The 17811-nt window shown below is 44.1% G+C and carries 14 protein-coding genes; all 14 read right to left on the bottom strand.

The genetic code is table 11. The features are described from left to right. Nucleotides 1–73: 73 nt before the first annotated feature. A complete protein-coding gene (locus FFR60_RS16410) occupies nt 74–427 on the bottom strand; it encodes a DUF1622 domain-containing protein (protein ID WP_137664976.1) in 354 nt (117 codons plus the stop codon). Between the two features lie 398 nt (nt 428–825). Beyond that, nucleotides 826–2892 (bottom strand): LTA synthase family protein, encoded by a 2067-nt coding sequence (locus tag FFR60_RS16405; RefSeq protein ID WP_137664975.1) that lies wholly within the window; start codon nt 2890–2892, stop codon nt 826–828. Nucleotides 2893–3148: 256 nt separating this feature from the next. Continuing rightward, on the bottom strand, nt 3149–4951 hold the full coding sequence (locus FFR60_RS16400; protein ID WP_137664974.1) for an FtsX-like permease family protein: 1803 nt from the start codon (nt 4949–4951) through the stop codon (nt 3149–3151). Nucleotides 4952–4962: 11 nt separating this feature from the next. Next, a complete protein-coding gene (locus tag FFR60_RS16395) occupies nt 4963–5715 on the bottom strand; it encodes an ABC transporter ATP-binding protein (protein WP_137664973.1) in 753 nt (250 codons plus the stop codon). 36 nt (nt 5716–5751) lie between these two features. Next, entirely contained in the window at nt 5752–6111 is a 360-nt protein-coding gene (locus FFR60_RS16390) for a YxeA family protein (protein WP_137664972.1), read from the bottom strand. Between the two features lie 269 nt (nt 6112–6380). Continuing rightward, nucleotides 6381–6926, bottom strand: a complete 546-nt coding sequence (locus FFR60_RS16385; protein WP_137664971.1) for a CD3073 family putative ECF transporter S component — start codon at nt 6924–6926, stop codon at nt 6381–6383. Then, a complete protein-coding gene (locus tag FFR60_RS16380) occupies nt 6916–7398 on the bottom strand; it encodes a CD3072 family TudS-related putative desulfidase (protein WP_371853600.1) in 483 nt (160 codons plus the stop codon). Before FFR60_RS16380 ends, FFR60_RS16385 begins: the two co-directional genes overlap by 11 nt. 39 nt (nt 7399–7437) lie before the next feature. After that, nucleotides 7438–8814 carry an L-seryl-tRNA(Sec) selenium transferase gene (selA, locus tag FFR60_RS16375; protein WP_137664969.1) on the bottom strand — a complete coding sequence of 459 codons (1377 nt, stop codon included), beginning with the start codon at nt 8812–8814 and terminating at the stop codon, nt 7438–7440. A gap of 15 nt (nt 8815–8829) precedes the next feature. Then, on the bottom strand, nt 8830–9954 hold the full coding sequence (locus FFR60_RS16370) for an aminotransferase class V-fold PLP-dependent enzyme (RefSeq protein ID WP_137664968.1): 1125 nt from the start codon (nt 9952–9954) through the stop codon (nt 8830–8832). Next, nucleotides 9955–11844, bottom strand: coding sequence for a selenocysteine-specific translation elongation factor (selB, locus tag FFR60_RS16365; protein WP_137664967.1), 1890 nt, complete (start codon nt 11842–11844; stop codon nt 9955–9957). It lies immediately after the preceding gene. A 4-nt stretch (nt 11845–11848) separates the two neighbouring features. Further along, on the bottom strand, nt 11849–12115 hold the full coding sequence (locus FFR60_RS16360) for a putative Se/S carrier protein (protein WP_088935589.1): 267 nt from the start codon (nt 12113–12115) through the stop codon (nt 11849–11851). Nucleotides 12116–12213: 98 nt separating this feature from the next. Continuing rightward, nucleotides 12214–12804 carry a sulfurtransferase-like selenium metabolism protein YedF gene (yedF, locus tag FFR60_RS16355; RefSeq protein ID WP_137665048.1) on the bottom strand — a complete coding sequence of 197 codons (591 nt, stop codon included), beginning with the start codon at nt 12802–12804 and terminating at the stop codon, nt 12214–12216. Nucleotides 12805–12818: 14 nt separating this feature from the next. Next, on the bottom strand, nt 12819–13841 hold the full coding sequence (gene selD / locus FFR60_RS16350; RefSeq protein ID WP_137664966.1) for a selenide, water dikinase SelD: 1023 nt from the start codon (nt 13839–13841) through the stop codon (nt 12819–12821). A 333-nt stretch (nt 13842–14174) separates the two neighbouring features. Next, nucleotides 14175–17811 (bottom strand): InlB B-repeat-containing protein (locus FFR60_RS16345; protein WP_137664965.1); only part of this gene is annotated, 3637 nt, incomplete at its 5' end.

The raw sequence follows: 17811 nt of genomic DNA, 5'->3' as shown, positions 1-17811 counted from the left end.
AGCCTTCTTTTGAATACTTCTTTCTTTTTTAAAATTACTAAATTATTGGGTAAACCCAGACACTGTTCTGACCCTACCCGTCCTCTGAGAACTCGCTGATTTCCTTGTTTAAGAAATAAGAGATCATCGTCCGGATAAGTACGATCAACGCTAGCTTGATAATGTCCTGAAACGTCGGATTGATGATGGATTCGATGATATCGGCCACGATCAAAAATTCCAAGCTCAGCAAAATATAGCTGCCTAGATACGCTTTGATGTACTTGTTTTTGTGCAGCACAGAAGAATGTTCTTCGCCCTTGCCGTGCTGTATCAATTTTATAAAAGAAATGATCGCTCCCACCAAAATAATAGAAATCGATAGCACATCCAATAACAACACGATCGGATGGAAAATCAGCGGGAGTAGATTTTCAATAGTCACCATAGCTATCCTACCTTTTCACGATATATCTCTATTTTAAGCCCAATCCAGCTGCGAATCAAACAGATAATCGGCACAAGTTTTAGTCTTTCTTAGTACCTTTTAAGCGCGCGATAAGCTTCGTTCTTTATCGTGATTTCAATACTTCAATCACCAACTTCTAATTTTGAAAGGATGATTATTATGCTGAAAACTTTACGGGAGAATGCTCCTACTTTTTTAAAAGATGCCTTCTACGATTTATCGGTGCTGCTTTTTTCTCACCTGTTTTATCAAGTAATCTCCTATTTATTGAATCACTGAGCGGAAAAATGGGCGGGAATGTGTGGGAATCGAACCTGCCGACAGGCTCTTTAGACAGAAAAAAGAAGCATCCCAGCAACGGATGCTTCTTCCTCAATCTATTGAATTGGCGGATATAGTGCGGTGGTTGATTTATTGCCGTTCTTCGAGTAAAGGCTGGTTGATTGGCTGCCTTTTTGTTTTTCGATCTCGGCATTCTTCTTATCTAGATCATGATAATCGTATTTTTTCGGATCGACTGGGGTGAAGCCTTCTGGCGTATAGAAGCGCAAGAGATTTTCTTGATTCAATTTGTCAGATAAGCTCAAGGCCTGTTTGACCTGCTTCTGTTCTTTATCAATCTCTGGTGCGATATTCAAGGTTGTTGGATCGACTTTCTCACCGGTTTTATTGTCATAGGTTTCGCCGCTTAATTCCGTGTAATTCGGTGTGACAAAGTCGCCATTACGAAAAGCGACGGTTTGATCGTGCTGTGGTGAAAATAAGTCCGTTCCAAATTGAATATATTTCTTCGTATCAATGCCCATCAAATGCAATAAGGTCGGCAGAACATCGATCTCGCCGCCGTATTGATGCTGGATACCGCCATTTGTGTAGCCTGGGATATGGAACATCAACGGTACCCGCTGCATTTGCGCGTCATCAAATTTATCCCATGTCGCTGGGTCTTTGCCTAAAGCTTTGGCTAAATCTTTATTATTACTATCAGAAATTCCAAAGTGGTCGCCGTAGATCATAAAGATCGAGTTTTGGTAAATACCGGAAGCTTTTAAGTAGTCAAAGAATTGACGCAACGATTCATCCAAATAATGAGCGGTTCGTACATAATCATCAACGGTACTATTTCCCGTGTTTAACGCTGGGAAATTAAAATTTTTATCGTCGGTCAAATACGGAGTATGGTTCGTTACGGTCAAGAATTTGGTGTAAAACGGCTGCTGCAAATGCTCTAAGTGCCCCACCGTTTCCTTCAGCATATCTTTGTCCAAGATCCCATAACCAAGATTTTCATCCGCTTGATTAAAGTAGGAACGATCGAAGAAATTTTGATAGCCGAGATTTTTATACACGTGGTCGCGATTCCAGAAGCTACCGACATTTCCGTGGAAAACAGCGCTGGTGTAGCCAGCCTCTTGATTCAAGATCGCCGGTGCGCCTTGGAAGGTATTGTCATTTCCAAGTTGGGTAAACAAGGACCCTTGCGGCAAGCCGAATGTGCCGGTTTCCAGCATGTTTTCCGCGTCGCTGGTCTTGCCTTGGCCAACTTCATGGAAGAAATTATCGAAGGCCAGCGTTTGTTTATTATCGTTTTCCAAGCTGTTCAAAAATGGTGTAACCTCTTGGCCATCCACCTTCATATTGATCAAAAATTGCTGGAAGCTTTCCAAGTGAATCACGATGATTTTCTTGCCCTTGGCAATCCCATATTTACTTGGATCAGGCGCCGCATAATGACCCTTGGTATATTTCAAGATATCCGTTAAGCCATTACTTGACGCATGCGCCCGCACGCTGTTGGTCTGTTCGGTCTTGATGCCGTCGTAAACAGTAAAGGCATCTAAACCTAAATATTTTACAATGTATGAACGGTCAAACGTCCGCTGCAATAATTGAGGACGATTGGCTTCACTCAGTGATAAATTGACGGAAAAAGTCAATGCGGCTAAACAACTGACTGCCACGGCAAAGGTCTTTTTGACTGGTTTACTATTGATCTCTTTGCGCTTAGCAAAAAGATAGATCAAGATGCCTAAAAAGACGATCAAGTCCGCCCAATAAAAAATATCGTGAACTTTCATCAAGGCAAAGGAGCTGCCTGAGATTCCTTGCGAAACCTTGGAAAAGCCTAAAATCGATTTGATTGTTACAAAGTCCGTGAACTCGCGATAAAAGATCACGTTCAGATAAAGGATCACGCTATTCAGCAAATCCATTAAAAACAACACGACCAGCGCCGGCTTAAACTTTTTTACATAAAGAAACACGCCAAAAAGCAGCAAGGTCGTGGCGATCGGATTGATCCACAAAATGAAGGTTTGAATCGAACCTTCCACCCCTAATGAAAAATCTACATAATAGGCTAAGATCGTCTTTGCCCAAAACAGCACACTGGCCGTCAATAAAATGACCCAGCGATTCGTAAAAGCTTTTTTTAACCGGTTCATCCGGAACACTTCTTTCTCTATTAAATTGTCCGTTCCTACTATAGAGCAGATTTAAAAAATATGCATTTTTATTTACCAGTCTCCAGGCAATTTTATCTTTTTTAAAGAGAAAACGGCTTTTCCTTAAAATTTGAAGGATTGATCCGCGATTTATTCAGCTTTTTCCGACCAAATGAAAATTTCCTAAGACATAAAAAATTCACAATCTTAATAATTATCCATAAAATAACAAAAAATCCGGCATCGCCGGATTTTTTTAGTCTGCACGTCTCATCACGATCCCGGTATATATCCATACGGTCAGTAAATAATAGACAAAATATAGAACAAAGAAAATCAAAAACGGCAGCCAGATATTGCTGTACGGCTCACTCAAAAGCGTCTTGAACATTTGGAGTCCAAACAAGACATGAATGACCCCTAATAATCCCGGAACCAAGAATAGTATCCCGATCTCTTTTCTAATCGATTGGGTCAACAGCTTGCGGCGCGTGCCGATTTTTTCCAGCATGCTGTAGCGTTGAATATCGCTTTTGGCGCCTGATAATATTTTGAACATCAGACAGCTTGCCAGCATCGTTAAAAAGGCGATCCCTAAGAAAAAGCCCATAAATTCAAAGCCTGAGAACAACGCATTATACATATCATAGATCAAAGCTTTTTGCGTAAAATTCCCCACTCCATCATTTAATGAAGGATTTTTTTTCAAGTTTTCTTCCGCTAAGTTTTTTAAGGCTGGACGAGCTTTCGCAAAATCAGCCACCGTGATCAAGCGCAATTCAGTCGCTTGGATCGGCAAAGCCGCAAATTCCTCACTTGTTAAGAATTGGTGCTTCTTCGTTCGTTGTTCCGGCAATTCCAAGTTTCGTAACTTGTCGGCCGCAACAACATCACCTGCCAGCTTCTCACCTGAATACTGAACCTTTTTCGCCTGATTCTGCTTGTCAAATTCGATTGCCGAAAACGGGGTTTGATCAAATTGCCCGCGATCATAGTAAACCGTAGCCGCATCTTCTTTTTGCTGATAAGCAATATCAGAAGTCGGCGTGATTTTTTCCAGCTCTGAAGAAGAGACGTTTTGTCCATTATTCAACACTAGATCATAGGCGGAGGTCGCTTCGGTCATTTTAGAGACTTCATTATGGAAGCCCAGACCTACAGTGATTGCCCCTAGCGCTAGCGCGAAGAGCATCGCCACCATCGACAAAATTTTCGTATAATCTTGAATCCGGAAACTTAGTTGCGACAAGGTAAAATTGTTTAATTTTTTCAAGGCGATCTTATCTCGGCGCTTCAACAGGTCCAAAACAAAAATCAAAATGGAATGAAAAACAAAGTATGTCCCTAAGATAATCGTAACCAGTGCCACCGCCAAGGCAATCAGCTGCAATGTGCCCACTAGCTTCATCATCAAATAGCCGATCCCTAAAAAGATCACCCCTGCCACTACTTCCAGCAGCAGTGTCATTCGTTTACGATTGGCCGGCAATGGTGTTTCGCTGGCTTTTAACAGACTCAAGATTGGTTTTTTCACGATTGTCATGGCATTCACGAAGGCCGCTAACAAGAAAATGATGGTGAAAAAAGCCAAGGTGAACAAGATAGCTGACGAATTAAGTGCCGCAAAATGCGTGACCTTGATAGCGAGCTGTTTGACCAACAATTGCTGGACCACACTGCTCAAGCCAATGCCCAGCACCGTCCCAACGATCGTTGCCCCGACACCAACCACGAAGGTTTCGATAAAGATCAATTGCGCGATCTTCCGACCTTTGGCTCCCAGCATCATGAACATCGCGTAATCCTTTTGCCGCATCGTCATTAAAAAGGAATTGGCATACAAAATATAGACAAAGGTAATAATGGACAGCAGAACGGTTCCTAAATGAAAAATCATAACCACCGAAGAGATCATCGTATTGCTTTCCAAAAAGGTCTTATTAGTCGCCAAGCCTTCAAACATGTAAAAGATCCCAGAAGCCATGACCAAGCCGGAAAAGAGCACGATATAATCTCTCAAACGGCCTTTAATCCCAGTAAGCGATAATTTTAAAAGCATTGAAATTCCCCCTACTGTTCCAGATTCCCGAGAATGCTCAAAATCTGACGATAAAAAGCTTCCCGCGTTTGATTTTCACGTTTGACCTCTTGATAGATCACACCGTCTTTAATGAATAAAATCCGGCGGCAATAGCTGGCGGAAAATGGATCATGGGTCACTAATAAAATCGAAACCTGATCCTTTTGATTCAGCTCCTCCATCGTGTCTAATAAATCCCGCGCGCTCTGTGAATCCAGCGCACCGGTTGGTTCGTCTCCTAATAGAATCGTCGGCTGAGTGATCAGCGCCCGCGCGGCTGCCACCCGCTGCTTTTGTCCGCCAGAGATTTGCGCGGGGTAACTGTTTAAGATACCATCGATCGACAAACGCTTCGCTACTTCGGCTACTCGCCGATGAATTGCTTTACCTTTCACACCTTGCAGGGATAACGGAACCGCGATATTTTCCGCCGCCGTTAAATTTTCCAGCAAGTTGAAATCTTGAAAGATAAATCCGATCTCGCGACTGCGAAAATCGGCTAATTGATTGCCGGATAATTTGGTCACATCGGCCTGATTGATTTTAATCATGCCGCCTGTTGGTTTATCTAAGGTTGCTAATAGGTTTAATAGCGTCGATTTCCCCGAGCCAGAGGCGCCCATGATTCCGATAAATTCGCCCTTTTCTACTTCAAATGAAATTCCTTTTAGGGCCTCGGTCTTTTTCTGATTGCCCTTTCCGTAGGTTTTCTTCACGTCATTGACTGCTACGATTTTTTCCATACTTTCACTCCTTGTTCTGTATAAGCGGCCGAAAAACTAGAACCCTAGTTTTTCCGCGGCCTTTTTCGGTAGTTGTTTTTGTGTGACCTCTTCATAAGAAGTCACGCCCTTTTTCTCGTTCCACGTTACTTTTAGAAAAGCCTCGCGGCGTAATGGACGATCCTTCGATGCGTTAAAGTTCAACACTTTTTTCTCGCCGTTCTTGTCATAGCCGGGCAGTGAATACTTATAATCAACATAAGAATTCCCGCTGCTGTCCTTCTCGTCGATGCGCTCTCCATCTGTGGTAATCTGGACGTAATAGTCCTCGCCGCCCTTCACAACTTTATCTGCTATCTGTAAGCCTACAAAGGCGATGACGATCAAACTCACTAAACCAATCAAAAATTTTTTCATCACTGATTGCTCCTTTTTTATTTCTGAAGCAACTATACAAAACCCTCAGAAAATCAACCATTGAAACAACCTAAAAACACCTAACAGTTTTGTCATTTCGAAAAATTCCCGCAAAAAAACGACCAGCGCCTGTTGATTAGCGGTTGATCGATTACGTTCAGATTCATTTAAGCCCAAAAAAATAAGCCAGCCTCAACTTTTTTCCGTTGATAGCCAGCTCACTTTAAAATTTCCAGACTAAGTACCTTAGCCGCAGAATCTGCTCACGCTCACTTTATTGCAAAACGCTGCATTTGCGGTAATTTGATAAACCACGCAACTAACAGACAAGAGGCGATTTTATCCACCACATTCCCCGTTACAGCACCCCAATAAGTTGCACTGATCATTTCCTTGCCCGAAGCTCTCAGCGCCATGATCACGATGTCTGTACCTGATCCGGTAAACCCGCCAAACAACGCTAAACGAATCGGTGCTCCAATTGCCGGACAAATAAAGGCTAATAATACACCTGCGATCAACGCCTGTTTATACCCAAAGCCCTTTTTCGCCAACAGCGCAACCACGATCGCTACCGCTACATTCACCAGCGCAAAGGGAATCGATAACGGACCGCTGAATAACCCCATCAATAAATTCGTCGTCACTCCGGTCAAAATACCGTAGCCCATGCCGAAATTCGCTGCAATGTAAATCGTCCCCATCGTGTCTAAAAACAACAACGGAATCTTCATCATTGACACCGCTTCGCCCAAGACAACATTCAATCCGACTGCGATCGCACACATCGCGATCACTTTTGCTTTACTGTTCATTTGCTGCCCCTCTTTCTAAAAACTCTTGCAACTGTTCCTTAAATGCCCCTTGATCGTCCTCGCTGTACCAAGTAGGAACCTCCAAAAAGTTAGTCCCGATCTGAGCCTGCTGACACCTCGCGAAAAACTCCTCCATCAAGACTCCCCGTTGCCCGGTAATCGAACAGTTCGGGCTTTCATTGATCCCGATAATTCCGAGATACTGATAGCCTTCTGCCTGATACGTTTGAATCTGCTGGATCATCGGCTCTAACAGTTCCTGACATGTTTGCCGATAATTCGGCAGCTCACGATATTCTTCGTAAGTCATCGGCGGACGATCGCCTCCTAAAACGATAAACTCGGGACACGGCAATTGGATCAAAGCAATCCCGCGACTCAATAACTCGATCGCAAATGGAAAAGCGCCGCGTGCCCGTTCCCAGCCATGGATCACCGCATTTTGGTTCAAAACACAATGAGACACGGCCACTAATTGTTTCTGTGGTTGAATAGTCTCCCCTCCTTCAATCTATTTAAAAATCTCCTGCAGGCTTTCTTGAATCAGCGAAAATTCCTCTACTGCGATCGTTCGCAAATCTAAGAAGTTGCAGTCATTTTTTACCCTTGTGACAATTGGTGTCGCCGCTAAGCGCAGTTTTTCCTGCAAATCATCGGCGGTAAAACGCTCGCTGCTTAACACAACAGCATACGTTGGCAATAAATGCTCCGGATAAGAGCCGCCGCCAATTTTGCTGCTGTCTTTTTCGATCTTCACACTTAATTCTGTGATCCGCTGCAGCATCGCCGCAAGCTCGGCCGCTTTACCTAGACAATCCTCTTCACTCAATCCAATCATTTGCAACGTCGGCACGGATTTCAAGGCTTCCTTTTCATCAAGATACAACGATAATGTCGCTTCCAGCGCGCTCAAGGTCATCTTATCGATCCGCAATGCCCGCAATAATTGATTTTTCTTCATCTTTTCAATGTATTCTTTTTTACCGACGATGATCCCTGCCTGCGGTCCGCCTAATAGCTTGTCGCCGCTGAAGGTCACGATATCGCAGCCTTGATCCAGCACTTCTTTTACGGTCGGCTCATAAGGCAAACCAAAGGGCCGCATATCTAATAACAATCCGCTGCCTAAATCATTGATCAGGGGCAAATCATTCTGATGCGCCAATTCTGCTAAATCCTCCAGCGCTGGACTTTCGGTAAAGCCAACGATCCGATAGTTGCTAGTATGAACTTTTAAGACTGCACCAGTCTCTTCCGTCAACGCTTTTTCATAATCGGCTAAATGTGTCTTGTTGGTCGTTCCGACTTCGACGATCGTGCCGCCGCTTGATGTGATCACATCGGGGATTCGGAAGGCACCGCCAATCTCCACTAATTCGCCGCGTGAAACCAGCACTTCTTTTTCCTGCGTCAAGGTACTCAAGACCAAAAGCACTGCCGCCGCATTATTATTCACCACCAGCACATCTTCGGCACCTGTAAGCTTCTTCACGATCGATACTAAATGGCTGTAACGCGAACCGCGCTTGCCGCTTTCCAGATCAAACTCCAAGTTAGAATAATGGAAACTGGTCGCTAACAGCTGCTCCTGTGTTTTCGCGCTTAATGATGAGCGCCCCAAGTTCGTATGAATCACGGTACCTGTTCCATTGATCACTCGCCGAAGTGAAAATTGCTTTTCTTCCAGCTGCTTGTGGATCATTGCCACAACCTCTTTTTGATCGATGACGGTTTTTCGGGTGCCGTCAACCACCGCTTCGCGTAGACTCGCAACAACCTGCTGAGTCGCTTCTTTGGCCTTTCCGTGAGGATAAATCGGGTCGATCTGTTTCAATAAGACATCCACGGAAGGCAAACTTGCTAAAATATTTTGAATCTCTTTTGACATAGGCCACCTGCTTTCTTAGCGTAACGCCAGATTTTGTAATGCGGCTAAGACTGTATCGACCTCAGCCTTAGTGGTAAAACTTGAAAATGACAAACGAACCGTTCCGCGATCCGCCGTCCCTAACGCCTCGTGCATCAAAGGCGCACAATGATACCCCGGACGCGTCGCAACCTGATATTCTTCCCACAGCACATCACTGACGATCGCCGATTCCGCGTCTTTGATATTAATTGAAAAAACATCGACCCGAGGATTCGTGAAATCTCCATAGATCGTCACGCCCGCGATTTTTTGCAGCTCTTGATAGAAGTAAGTGCCTAATTTTTCCGCAGGCTCTTTTTCCATCAGCCACTGGATGCTGGCACTTAAACCTGCGATCCCGGGAATGTTCAAGGTGCCAGCTTCTAACAAGGTTGGCAGATTCTTCGGCTGCACCTTTGAAAATGACTGCATCCCATCGCCGCCAGTGATCACCGGCTCGACTGGCAAATCCTTCAATAGACAAACGCCGCCAGTCCCTTGTGGTCCGTATAACGATTTGTGCCCCGTAAAGCACAACGCCGCGATTTTTCCGTCACTGAGATCGATCGGTATGACGCCCGCCGTTTGCGAAGCATCAATAATCAGATAAAGCTCTTGTTCCGCGCAGAAATTCTTGACCCATTCAAGGTCTAACAGATTTCCTGTCACATTGCTGGCGTGATTGCAGACCACCGCCTTCGTTTCAGGTCGAACTTTTTCAGCAAATTCTTGATAATTCAAACGACCCGTCACCGCCTCGCTGGAAACAACATCGAAGCTGGCACCTTGCGCTTCTAACTGATACAACGGCCGCAGCACCGAATTGTGTTCCCAAGAAGTCGTAAGCACATGATCCCCCGCATGGATCAAACCCTTCAAAACTTCATTCAACGAGACCGTCGCATTATTGGTAAAAGCAACCTCGTAGCGCTGATCAGCGTTAAACAACTCCTTCACCTGATTGCGCGCCTTTTCGGCCACACGAAAGCCCGCCAACGAGTAACCATGGGCGCCGCGAGAAGGATTTCCATATTCGCCCGTCAAAATTTGCGTCACAGCTTCTGCCACAACCGCAGGCTTTTGAGCCGTCGTGGCGGCATTATCCAAATAAATGCCCATTTATTTTCCCTTCTCTCCTAAGATCCGATAATTTTCCACTCGTTTCGTGATTTCCTGCTTATCCATATATTCCAGAATCAACATCGACGATTTGCGGCTGGAGTTCGTAAAGTCACGGAAATCTCCCAAGGTCATCTGTTCATGCTCTGCAATATATTTTTGACTTTCTTTGACGGCTTGATCGAATACTTTTCCTAGCAGCACATATTCATGGGTCAAGAAGACCACCGACTCGCCATTCAACGCTTCTAACACTTCTTCTGCGTTTTTATCCAGATCATACAATTCTTCTTTTTTGACTGGTGTATAGCCATTTTTTGCTAACGCCTTTTCGATTTTTTCTTTTGCGGCCTGCTGGTATTTATTGAAGGTAACCTCAAAATCGGCTAACGCTATTTTGTCATTCGCCTCTTTGACCAATTCTTCCTTCATTAATCCGATCAGAGCTGAAATTTCTTTTTCAGCTAAGACGCTCCGCATCCGTGAGCGGAATTCTTCTAAAGGCATCCCAAAACGCAGACGGTATTGCTTATGATAAGCGGCCAAAATCTCAGTAGAGCGATCTACCAATTTTTGATAGCTTGCTTGAGCCAAATAGCCGACTTTGGTTTCCAGTACGCGGCCCTCTTCGACCATTTCGGTTAAAATCGGCCGCAATTCTTCCAGATCACCCCCTAAGTATTCCTGCAATTCCTTTTCCTTAGTGAACGGCTGCTTCTTATTGACCATGAAATCTGCGATCAATTCGTCTAAACTGCCTTCTTCTTTCGCCTTTAAGCTTTCCAGAATCTCCATTTTGAAGCGGCGATGTTTATGCGGCGCCGCATCCAGAACCTCGCCGCCTGCGATCGTATACATCGGTGAATAGGAGCGCAAAATAAAGCGATCACGCTCTTTAACCGCGACTTGTTCTTCTAAACGAAGCTGTAAGAAGCCATCCTCGCCCGGTCCGATCCAGTCCACCCCCAAGGGAACTGTCCGCGCCATCACTTCTCGGGTACCGATCAATAGCCGCACCCGATCCCATAGACCAATTCCGCCTTCGACTTCAGGCAAGCAGGTAACCTTTACATCCAGCATCCACGTATCTTCCAGCTTTTCTGACACAGATAACACATCGCCCCGCTGAATCTCATCGGTCGCGATATTCGCCAAATTCAGCGCTGTTCGCTGTCCCGGCTGCGCATTTTTCACATCCGTTTCATGCACTTGGATATTACGCACCCGCGTCTTTTTCTGACTCGGATAGAGATACAGATCATCGCCTGCATTGATCGAACCATCTAATAATGTTCCCGTCACAACCGTACCAAAACCTTTGACACTAAACACACGGTCCACATTCAGACGGGCCGATCCGCTGCCTGAACGCTCCTGCACCTCTTCCGAATGCTCTTGGATTTTTTCCAGCAATTCCTTGATCCCCGTTCCAGTTACCGCATCCGTTTCGATCAAATCAGCATCCGCCAATGGAGTATCTGCTAATTGTTCGCGAATATCCTCAATCACCAACTCTTTCAAATCAGGATCGACCGTATCCACCTTCGTCAAGACAATCAGGAAATCCCGAATACCTAACAAGGTCAAAATATCGATATGCTCTTTCGTTTGCGGCATGATCCCTTCTGCTGCATCGATCACCAGCAGGACTAAATTGATCCCCGGCAGCCCAGCGACCATGTTTTTGATGAATTTTTCGTGCCCCGGCACATCCACGATACCGACCCGTTTTTTGTTTGGCAGATCCAAATAAGCAAAACCTAAATTGATCGACATCCCACGTTTCTTTTCTTCGCTTGTTGTATCCGTTTCGATCCCGGTCAAAGCTTTGATCAGCGTTGTTTTTCCGTGGTCAATATGCCCTGCCGTTCCAATTACAATATTTGCCATCTATTTATCCTTTCTGAATCAACGTATAGTCTGTTTTCAAGCCCTCTTGGGTCGCATGATAAAAGCCCTCCGAAGCAATCCCTGATTCCTCAAGCAACAAGGTCAATGAAGCCTCTTCTGACAGCGGATATTTCAAAGAAAAGCCGCAACTAGCATGAATCTTTTCCGGTGTGGGAATGATTCGAACGGCAAGTTGGGCTTCCTTCGCGATTTCCTCAGCTTTCATGGCCTCCCGGGTTGAATAAAATAACGCAACACCGTATGTCTGCATAAAAACTGCTCCTTTTTCATATTAATGTATTCATTTTTCAAAAGAAAAATGAGTCTTATGTTCAAGCCGTATCTAACTAAAATAATAATTACAGGCTTTTATGGTTTAACGATCTTCGGTGCTTGGCGCATCATTTCTACGATCCGGTACATATTCGTCACTTCACCAACAGCCGCAGTCAACTCGTAAAAGTTCAAGCAAGCGCCGCAGGCATAAATTTCCACGCCATTTTCAGCTAAGCCGCGAAGATCTTCTAATGAATCCGAGCCTTCAACGACTGATTGCACCCCGCCATTATAGAAAATCACTTTTTCTGGCAGTACGTCTTGTTCGGTCAATGAATAGATGAAGCCTTTTAACAGGTTTTTCCCTAATTCATCAGAACCGCGTCCCATCACGTTTGTATCCACCACCACGATATAATCATCGACTGTCACCAGCGGTTCAGCAGCTTGAGGCGATTCCTCAGTGAGGTCCGCATTGGCCTTTGAAATGACTACTGTGTAATGATTCGGAGCATCTTGATCCATTTGATAAATATAGCCCAGCTGTTCCGCCATCTTTTTCAAATTTTGTGTCGCGATCTCATTATCAACCAGCGTTTGTACTACCTCGTGCTCACGCAACGCCTTTTTCGTTTCAATTACTGGTAACGGACAAGCTTTTCCTAAAGCATCAACTTTAAACATCATATCCATCCTCTCTAGTAAACAATCAATTCTTTTTCTTGTTTTTCAACGACTACCCCAAAATCCTTTGCAGGAATATTCGCAGCCTGTAATTCCTCCAGCAAAGCCGCTACTTCATCCTCTGGCACACTGACCAGCAGCCCGCCAGACGTTTGCGGATCAAATAGTAATTCCTCGATCCCGAAATCATTGATTTGGAAATCCATCTTCTCTTCCATATAGTTCCGATTTCGCTGACCGCCCGCAGTGAGGATAAATTCCTTCGCACCCTGATATGCCTCTTCAAAATAAGGCAGGTCTTTTGAATGAATTTCAGCGCTGAATTTGTCATTCATCATTTCATGCAAATGCCCTGCCAAGCCAAAACCAGTCACATCCGTACAGCTGTTAATTTGGTATTTGCGAATAATATCCATCGCATATTTATTTAGGGTTTCCATGCTCGTGGTTGCTTTCACAAATGCCTCTTCGCTGATTTCTTCCGCACTATAGCCCACCGTAATGATGCTTACACCAAGCGGCTTCGTCAAAATCAAATGATCCCCTAATTGACAAGTATTATTTTGATAAATCTTAGTTGGATCAATCGTGCCGGTAACGGACAAGCCGTATTTCACCGACTGGTCATGGATCGAGTGCCCGCCAGCTAAGATAGCCCCTGCCTCTTGAACCTTCTCCGCACCGCCGCGTAAAATTTCTTTTAATATATTTAAGTCTTTTTCTTCTGGAAAAGCGACGATATTCAGTGCCGAGAGCACTTCGCCCCCCATCGCATAGACATCGCTCAAAGCATTCGCAGCCGCGATTTTGCCAAAAAGATAAGGATCAGTTACCATCGTCGGGAAAAAATCTAAAGTTTGAATAATCGCTAAATCATCACGTAGTTTAATAACAGCAGCATCATCTGTCGAATCAAAACCCACCAGTAAATTTTCATTCGTTGCTTTCGGTAAATCCGCCAGCAGCTCTCCTAAATTCCCCGGTCCGATTTTTGCATTGCATCCGCCGCAGACGATCAATTGTTGGATTGTCTCCATGCTTTCCACCATCCTTCACGTCCTCTATTATAACAGTTTACTTTTTGTTTCTCTATGTAAAATTTCGTCACGCTCATTAGCTAAGCAAGATGCTGTTAGTGCCTAGGATAAAACGATTCCAGCGAAAAATTTTCTTCACCATCAGAAAGGATTGCTTATGTTTTTTTACACTGTTGAAAAACTTATTTTTTGTAGCTGGCTAAAATACCTCAAAAAGTGCGCTTCTATCCTACACAACTGCTTTTTCCAACCTATCAATCACTACTTAATTCTAACCAACAAAAAAAGGCGCTTCCCACTCGTATTAACGTGGGAAGCGATCCTTTTTGAATCTTATTTCATTTTTTTACGTTTCAGTACAGCTAAAGCCGCAAGTCCTACAAACACAAACCCAGTAAATAACAAATAAGGAGATTGAACTGAGCCAGTTTCTGGAAGAGATTTCTGTTTTGAAGCACTGCCAAAGTTGGATTGGTTGCCTCCAAAGAATCCATTACTTCCACCGCTATAGTTATTGCCCGTTGTTGCCCCATTTTTCTCCCACTTCGCATACAAAGTGATATCACTTGTCGCTGGTGTAGCGAAATCATAGGCTTGAGTCAATTCTTTATCGGTGTACCAACCTGCAAATGTGTAGCCTGTTCGACTTGGATCTTTTGGCTTCGTGAACAGTGCATCTTTCTTAACTGTTTCCGAAGCAACTTCACTTCCGCCGTTCACTTCATACGTCACCGTATATTCTGTTTCCACAGCTTGCTCCCATTTTGCATACAAGACTAAGTTACCTGTCGCTGGCGTATTGAAATCATACGCTTTTGTTAAGTCTTTGTCCGTGTACCAGCCTGCAAATGTGTAGCCTGTTCGACTTGGATCTTTTGGCTTCGTGAACAGTGCGTCTTTCTTAACTGTTTCTGAGTCAACTTTACTTCCGCCGTTCACTTCATACGTTACCGTATAGTTCGTTTCCACAGTTTTTTCCCATTTTGCATACAAGACTAAGTTACCTGTCGCCGGCGTATTGAAATCATACGCTTTTGTTAAGTCTTTGTCCGTGTACCAGCCTGCAAATGTGTAACCTGTTCGGCTTGGATCTTGTGGCTTCGTGAAGGTTTCGCTGCTATTGACGATTTCTGAAGCAATCTCATCGCCGCCATTCGTTTGATAATCTACTTGATAAGTTTCTTGCTCCCAAAGCGCGTAGATAATCGTATCTTCAGAAATTTCTTTCGTGAAGTCGAACTCCTCCAAACCATTGGCATCTTTATACCAACCAACAAAAACATAGCCAGGTCTTGTCGGATCAGCTGGTGCAACGGCACAATCGCCTTCCAATACGAGTTGATCATTAAGCGGATCACCGCCAGCTGTATCAAAGATTACTTTATACTCTTCAAGTTTTTCCCATTTTGCATATAATGACAAACTAGAAGAAATTGTTTCTTTGTCAAAATCAAAGACTTGAGTGTGTTGAGAATCTTTATACCAACCTGCAAATTTATACCCTGATTTTGTTGGATCTTGTGGGCGAGTTAATTTCTCTCCATCTTGCACTTCTTGTTTAATCGGTGCGTCTCCATTATCCAACTCAAAAGTAACTTGATGGCTAGGAATTGTGATATCTTCCTGCTTCCATTTGGCATAAAGTGTCACATTCTCAGTAATCGTTTCATTAGTAAAATCAAACGGAGTTAAGAAAGTTTGTTCCTTATACCAGCCTTCAAAAATATAACCGGCTTTCGTTGGATCGGACGGCTTCGTTGCTTTACTACCGTCTTCTATCGTTTGTTTTGTAACAGCGGAACCGCCATTACTGTCAAATACAACATCAAACTTCGCTTTCGCTTTCACTTCCCAACCGGCATAGATCGTTGTCGCTTCTGTGATCACTTCGGTGTCAAAGTCGAATGCTTCCGTGCAGCCTGCATCCTTGTACCAACCGGTGAAATCGTACCCTGCTTTTGTTGGATCAGATGGTTTTGTAGCTTTACTTCCATCTTCTACTGTTTGTTTTGAAACTGATGAACCACCATCTGTTTCAAACGTTACATCAAATTTCTCTTTCGCTTTTGCTTTCCAACCAGCGTAGATTGTTGTCGCTTCTGTGATCACTTCGGTGTCAAAATCGAATACTTCCGTACAGCCTGCATCCTTGTACCAACCAGTAAAGTCGTAACCTGCTTTCGTTGGATCGGATGGTTTAATTGCTTTACTTCCATCTTCTACTGTTTGTTTCGCAACAGCTGAACCACCATCGGTTTCAAACGTTACATCGAATTTCTCTTTTGCTTTCCAACCAGCATAGATTGTCGTCGCTTCTGTGATCACTTCAGTGTCAAAATCGAATGCTTCCGTGCAACCTGCATCCTTGTACCAACCGGTGAAATCGTACCCCGCTTTTGTCGGATTAGATGGTTTACTTGCTTTCGCTCCATCTTCTACTGTTTGTTTCGAAACTGATGAACCGCCATCCGTTTCGAACGTTACATCGAATTTTTCCTTCGCCTTCCAGCCTGCATAGATTGTCGTCGCCTCCGTGATGACTTCAGTGTCAAAGTCGAATGCTTCTTTACAAGCTTTATCCTTATACCAACCGGTAAAGTCGTAACCCGCTTTTGTTGGATCAGAAGGTTTACTTGCTTTACTTCCATCTTCTACTGTTTGTTTCGCAACAGCTGAACCACCATCGGTTTCAAACGTTACATCAAATTTCTCTTTCGCTTTTGCTTTCCAACCAGCATAGATTGTCGTCGCTTCCGTAATGACCTCAGTGTCAAAGTTGAATACTTCTTTACAATCTTTATCCTTATACCAACCGGTAAAGTCGTAGCCCGCTTTCGTTGGATCGGATGGTTTATTGGCTTTACTTCCATCTTCTACTGTTTGTTTCGCAACAGCTGAACCACCATCGGTTTCAAACGTTACATCAAATTTCTCTTTCGCCTTCGCTTTCCAACCTGCGTAGATTGTCGTCGCTTCCGTGATGACTTCAGTGTCAAAATCGAATGCTTCCGTGCAGCCTGCATCCTTATACCAACCGGTAAAGTCATAACCTGCTTTCGTTGGATCGGATGGTTTACTTGCTTTACTTCCATCTTCTACTGTTTGTTTCGCAACTGATGAGCCGCCATCCGTTTCGAATGTCACATCGAATTTCTCTTTCGCCTTAGCTTTCCAACCTGCGTAGATTGTTGTCGCTTTCGTAATCACTTCTTTATCAAAGTCGAATACTTCTTTACAATCTTTATCCTTATACCAGCCGGTGAAATCGTAACCCGCTTTTGTTGGATCAGATGGTTTTGTGGCTTTATTTCCATCTTCTACTGTTTGTTTCGCAACAGCTGAACCGCCGTCCGTTTCGAACGTTACATCGAATTTCTCTTTCGCTTTTGCTTTCCAGCCTGCGTAGATTGTCGTCGCTTCCGTAATCACTTCTTTATCGAAGTCGAATGCTTCCTTACAATCTTTATCTTTATACCAGCCAGTGAAATCGTAGCCCGCTTTTGTCGGATTAGATGGTTTACTTGCTTTCGCTCCATCTTCTACAGTTTGTTTCGCAACTGATGAGCCGCCATCCGTTTCGAATGTCACATCGAATTTCTCTTTCGCCTTAGCTTTCCAACCAGCGTAGATTGTTGTCGCTTCCGTGATCGCTTCGGTGTCAAAATCGAATGCTTCCGTACAGCCTGCATCCTTGTACCAACCAGTAAAGTCGTAACCGGCCTTCGTTGGATCGGATGGTTTACTTGCTTTATTTCCATCTTCTACAGTTTGTTTTGAAACTGATGAACCGCCATCTGTTTCAAACGTTACATCAAATTTCTCTTTCGCTTTTGCTTCCCAACCGGCATAGATCGTTGTCGCTTCTGTAATCACTTCTTTATCGAAGTCGAATGCTTCTTTACAAGCTTTATCCTTATACCAACCAGTAAAGTCATAACCCGCTTTCGTCGGATCAGATGGTTTCGTTGCT

It is taken from the genome of Enterococcus hulanensis (genome assembly GCF_005405485.1).
In the GTDB taxonomy this organism is placed as follows: Bacteria; Bacillota; Bacilli; order Lactobacillales; family Enterococcaceae; genus Enterococcus_A; species Enterococcus_A hulanensis.
Note: the sequence above shows the minus strand (reverse complement) of the source record. Positions and strands in the feature narration are given on the sequence as shown.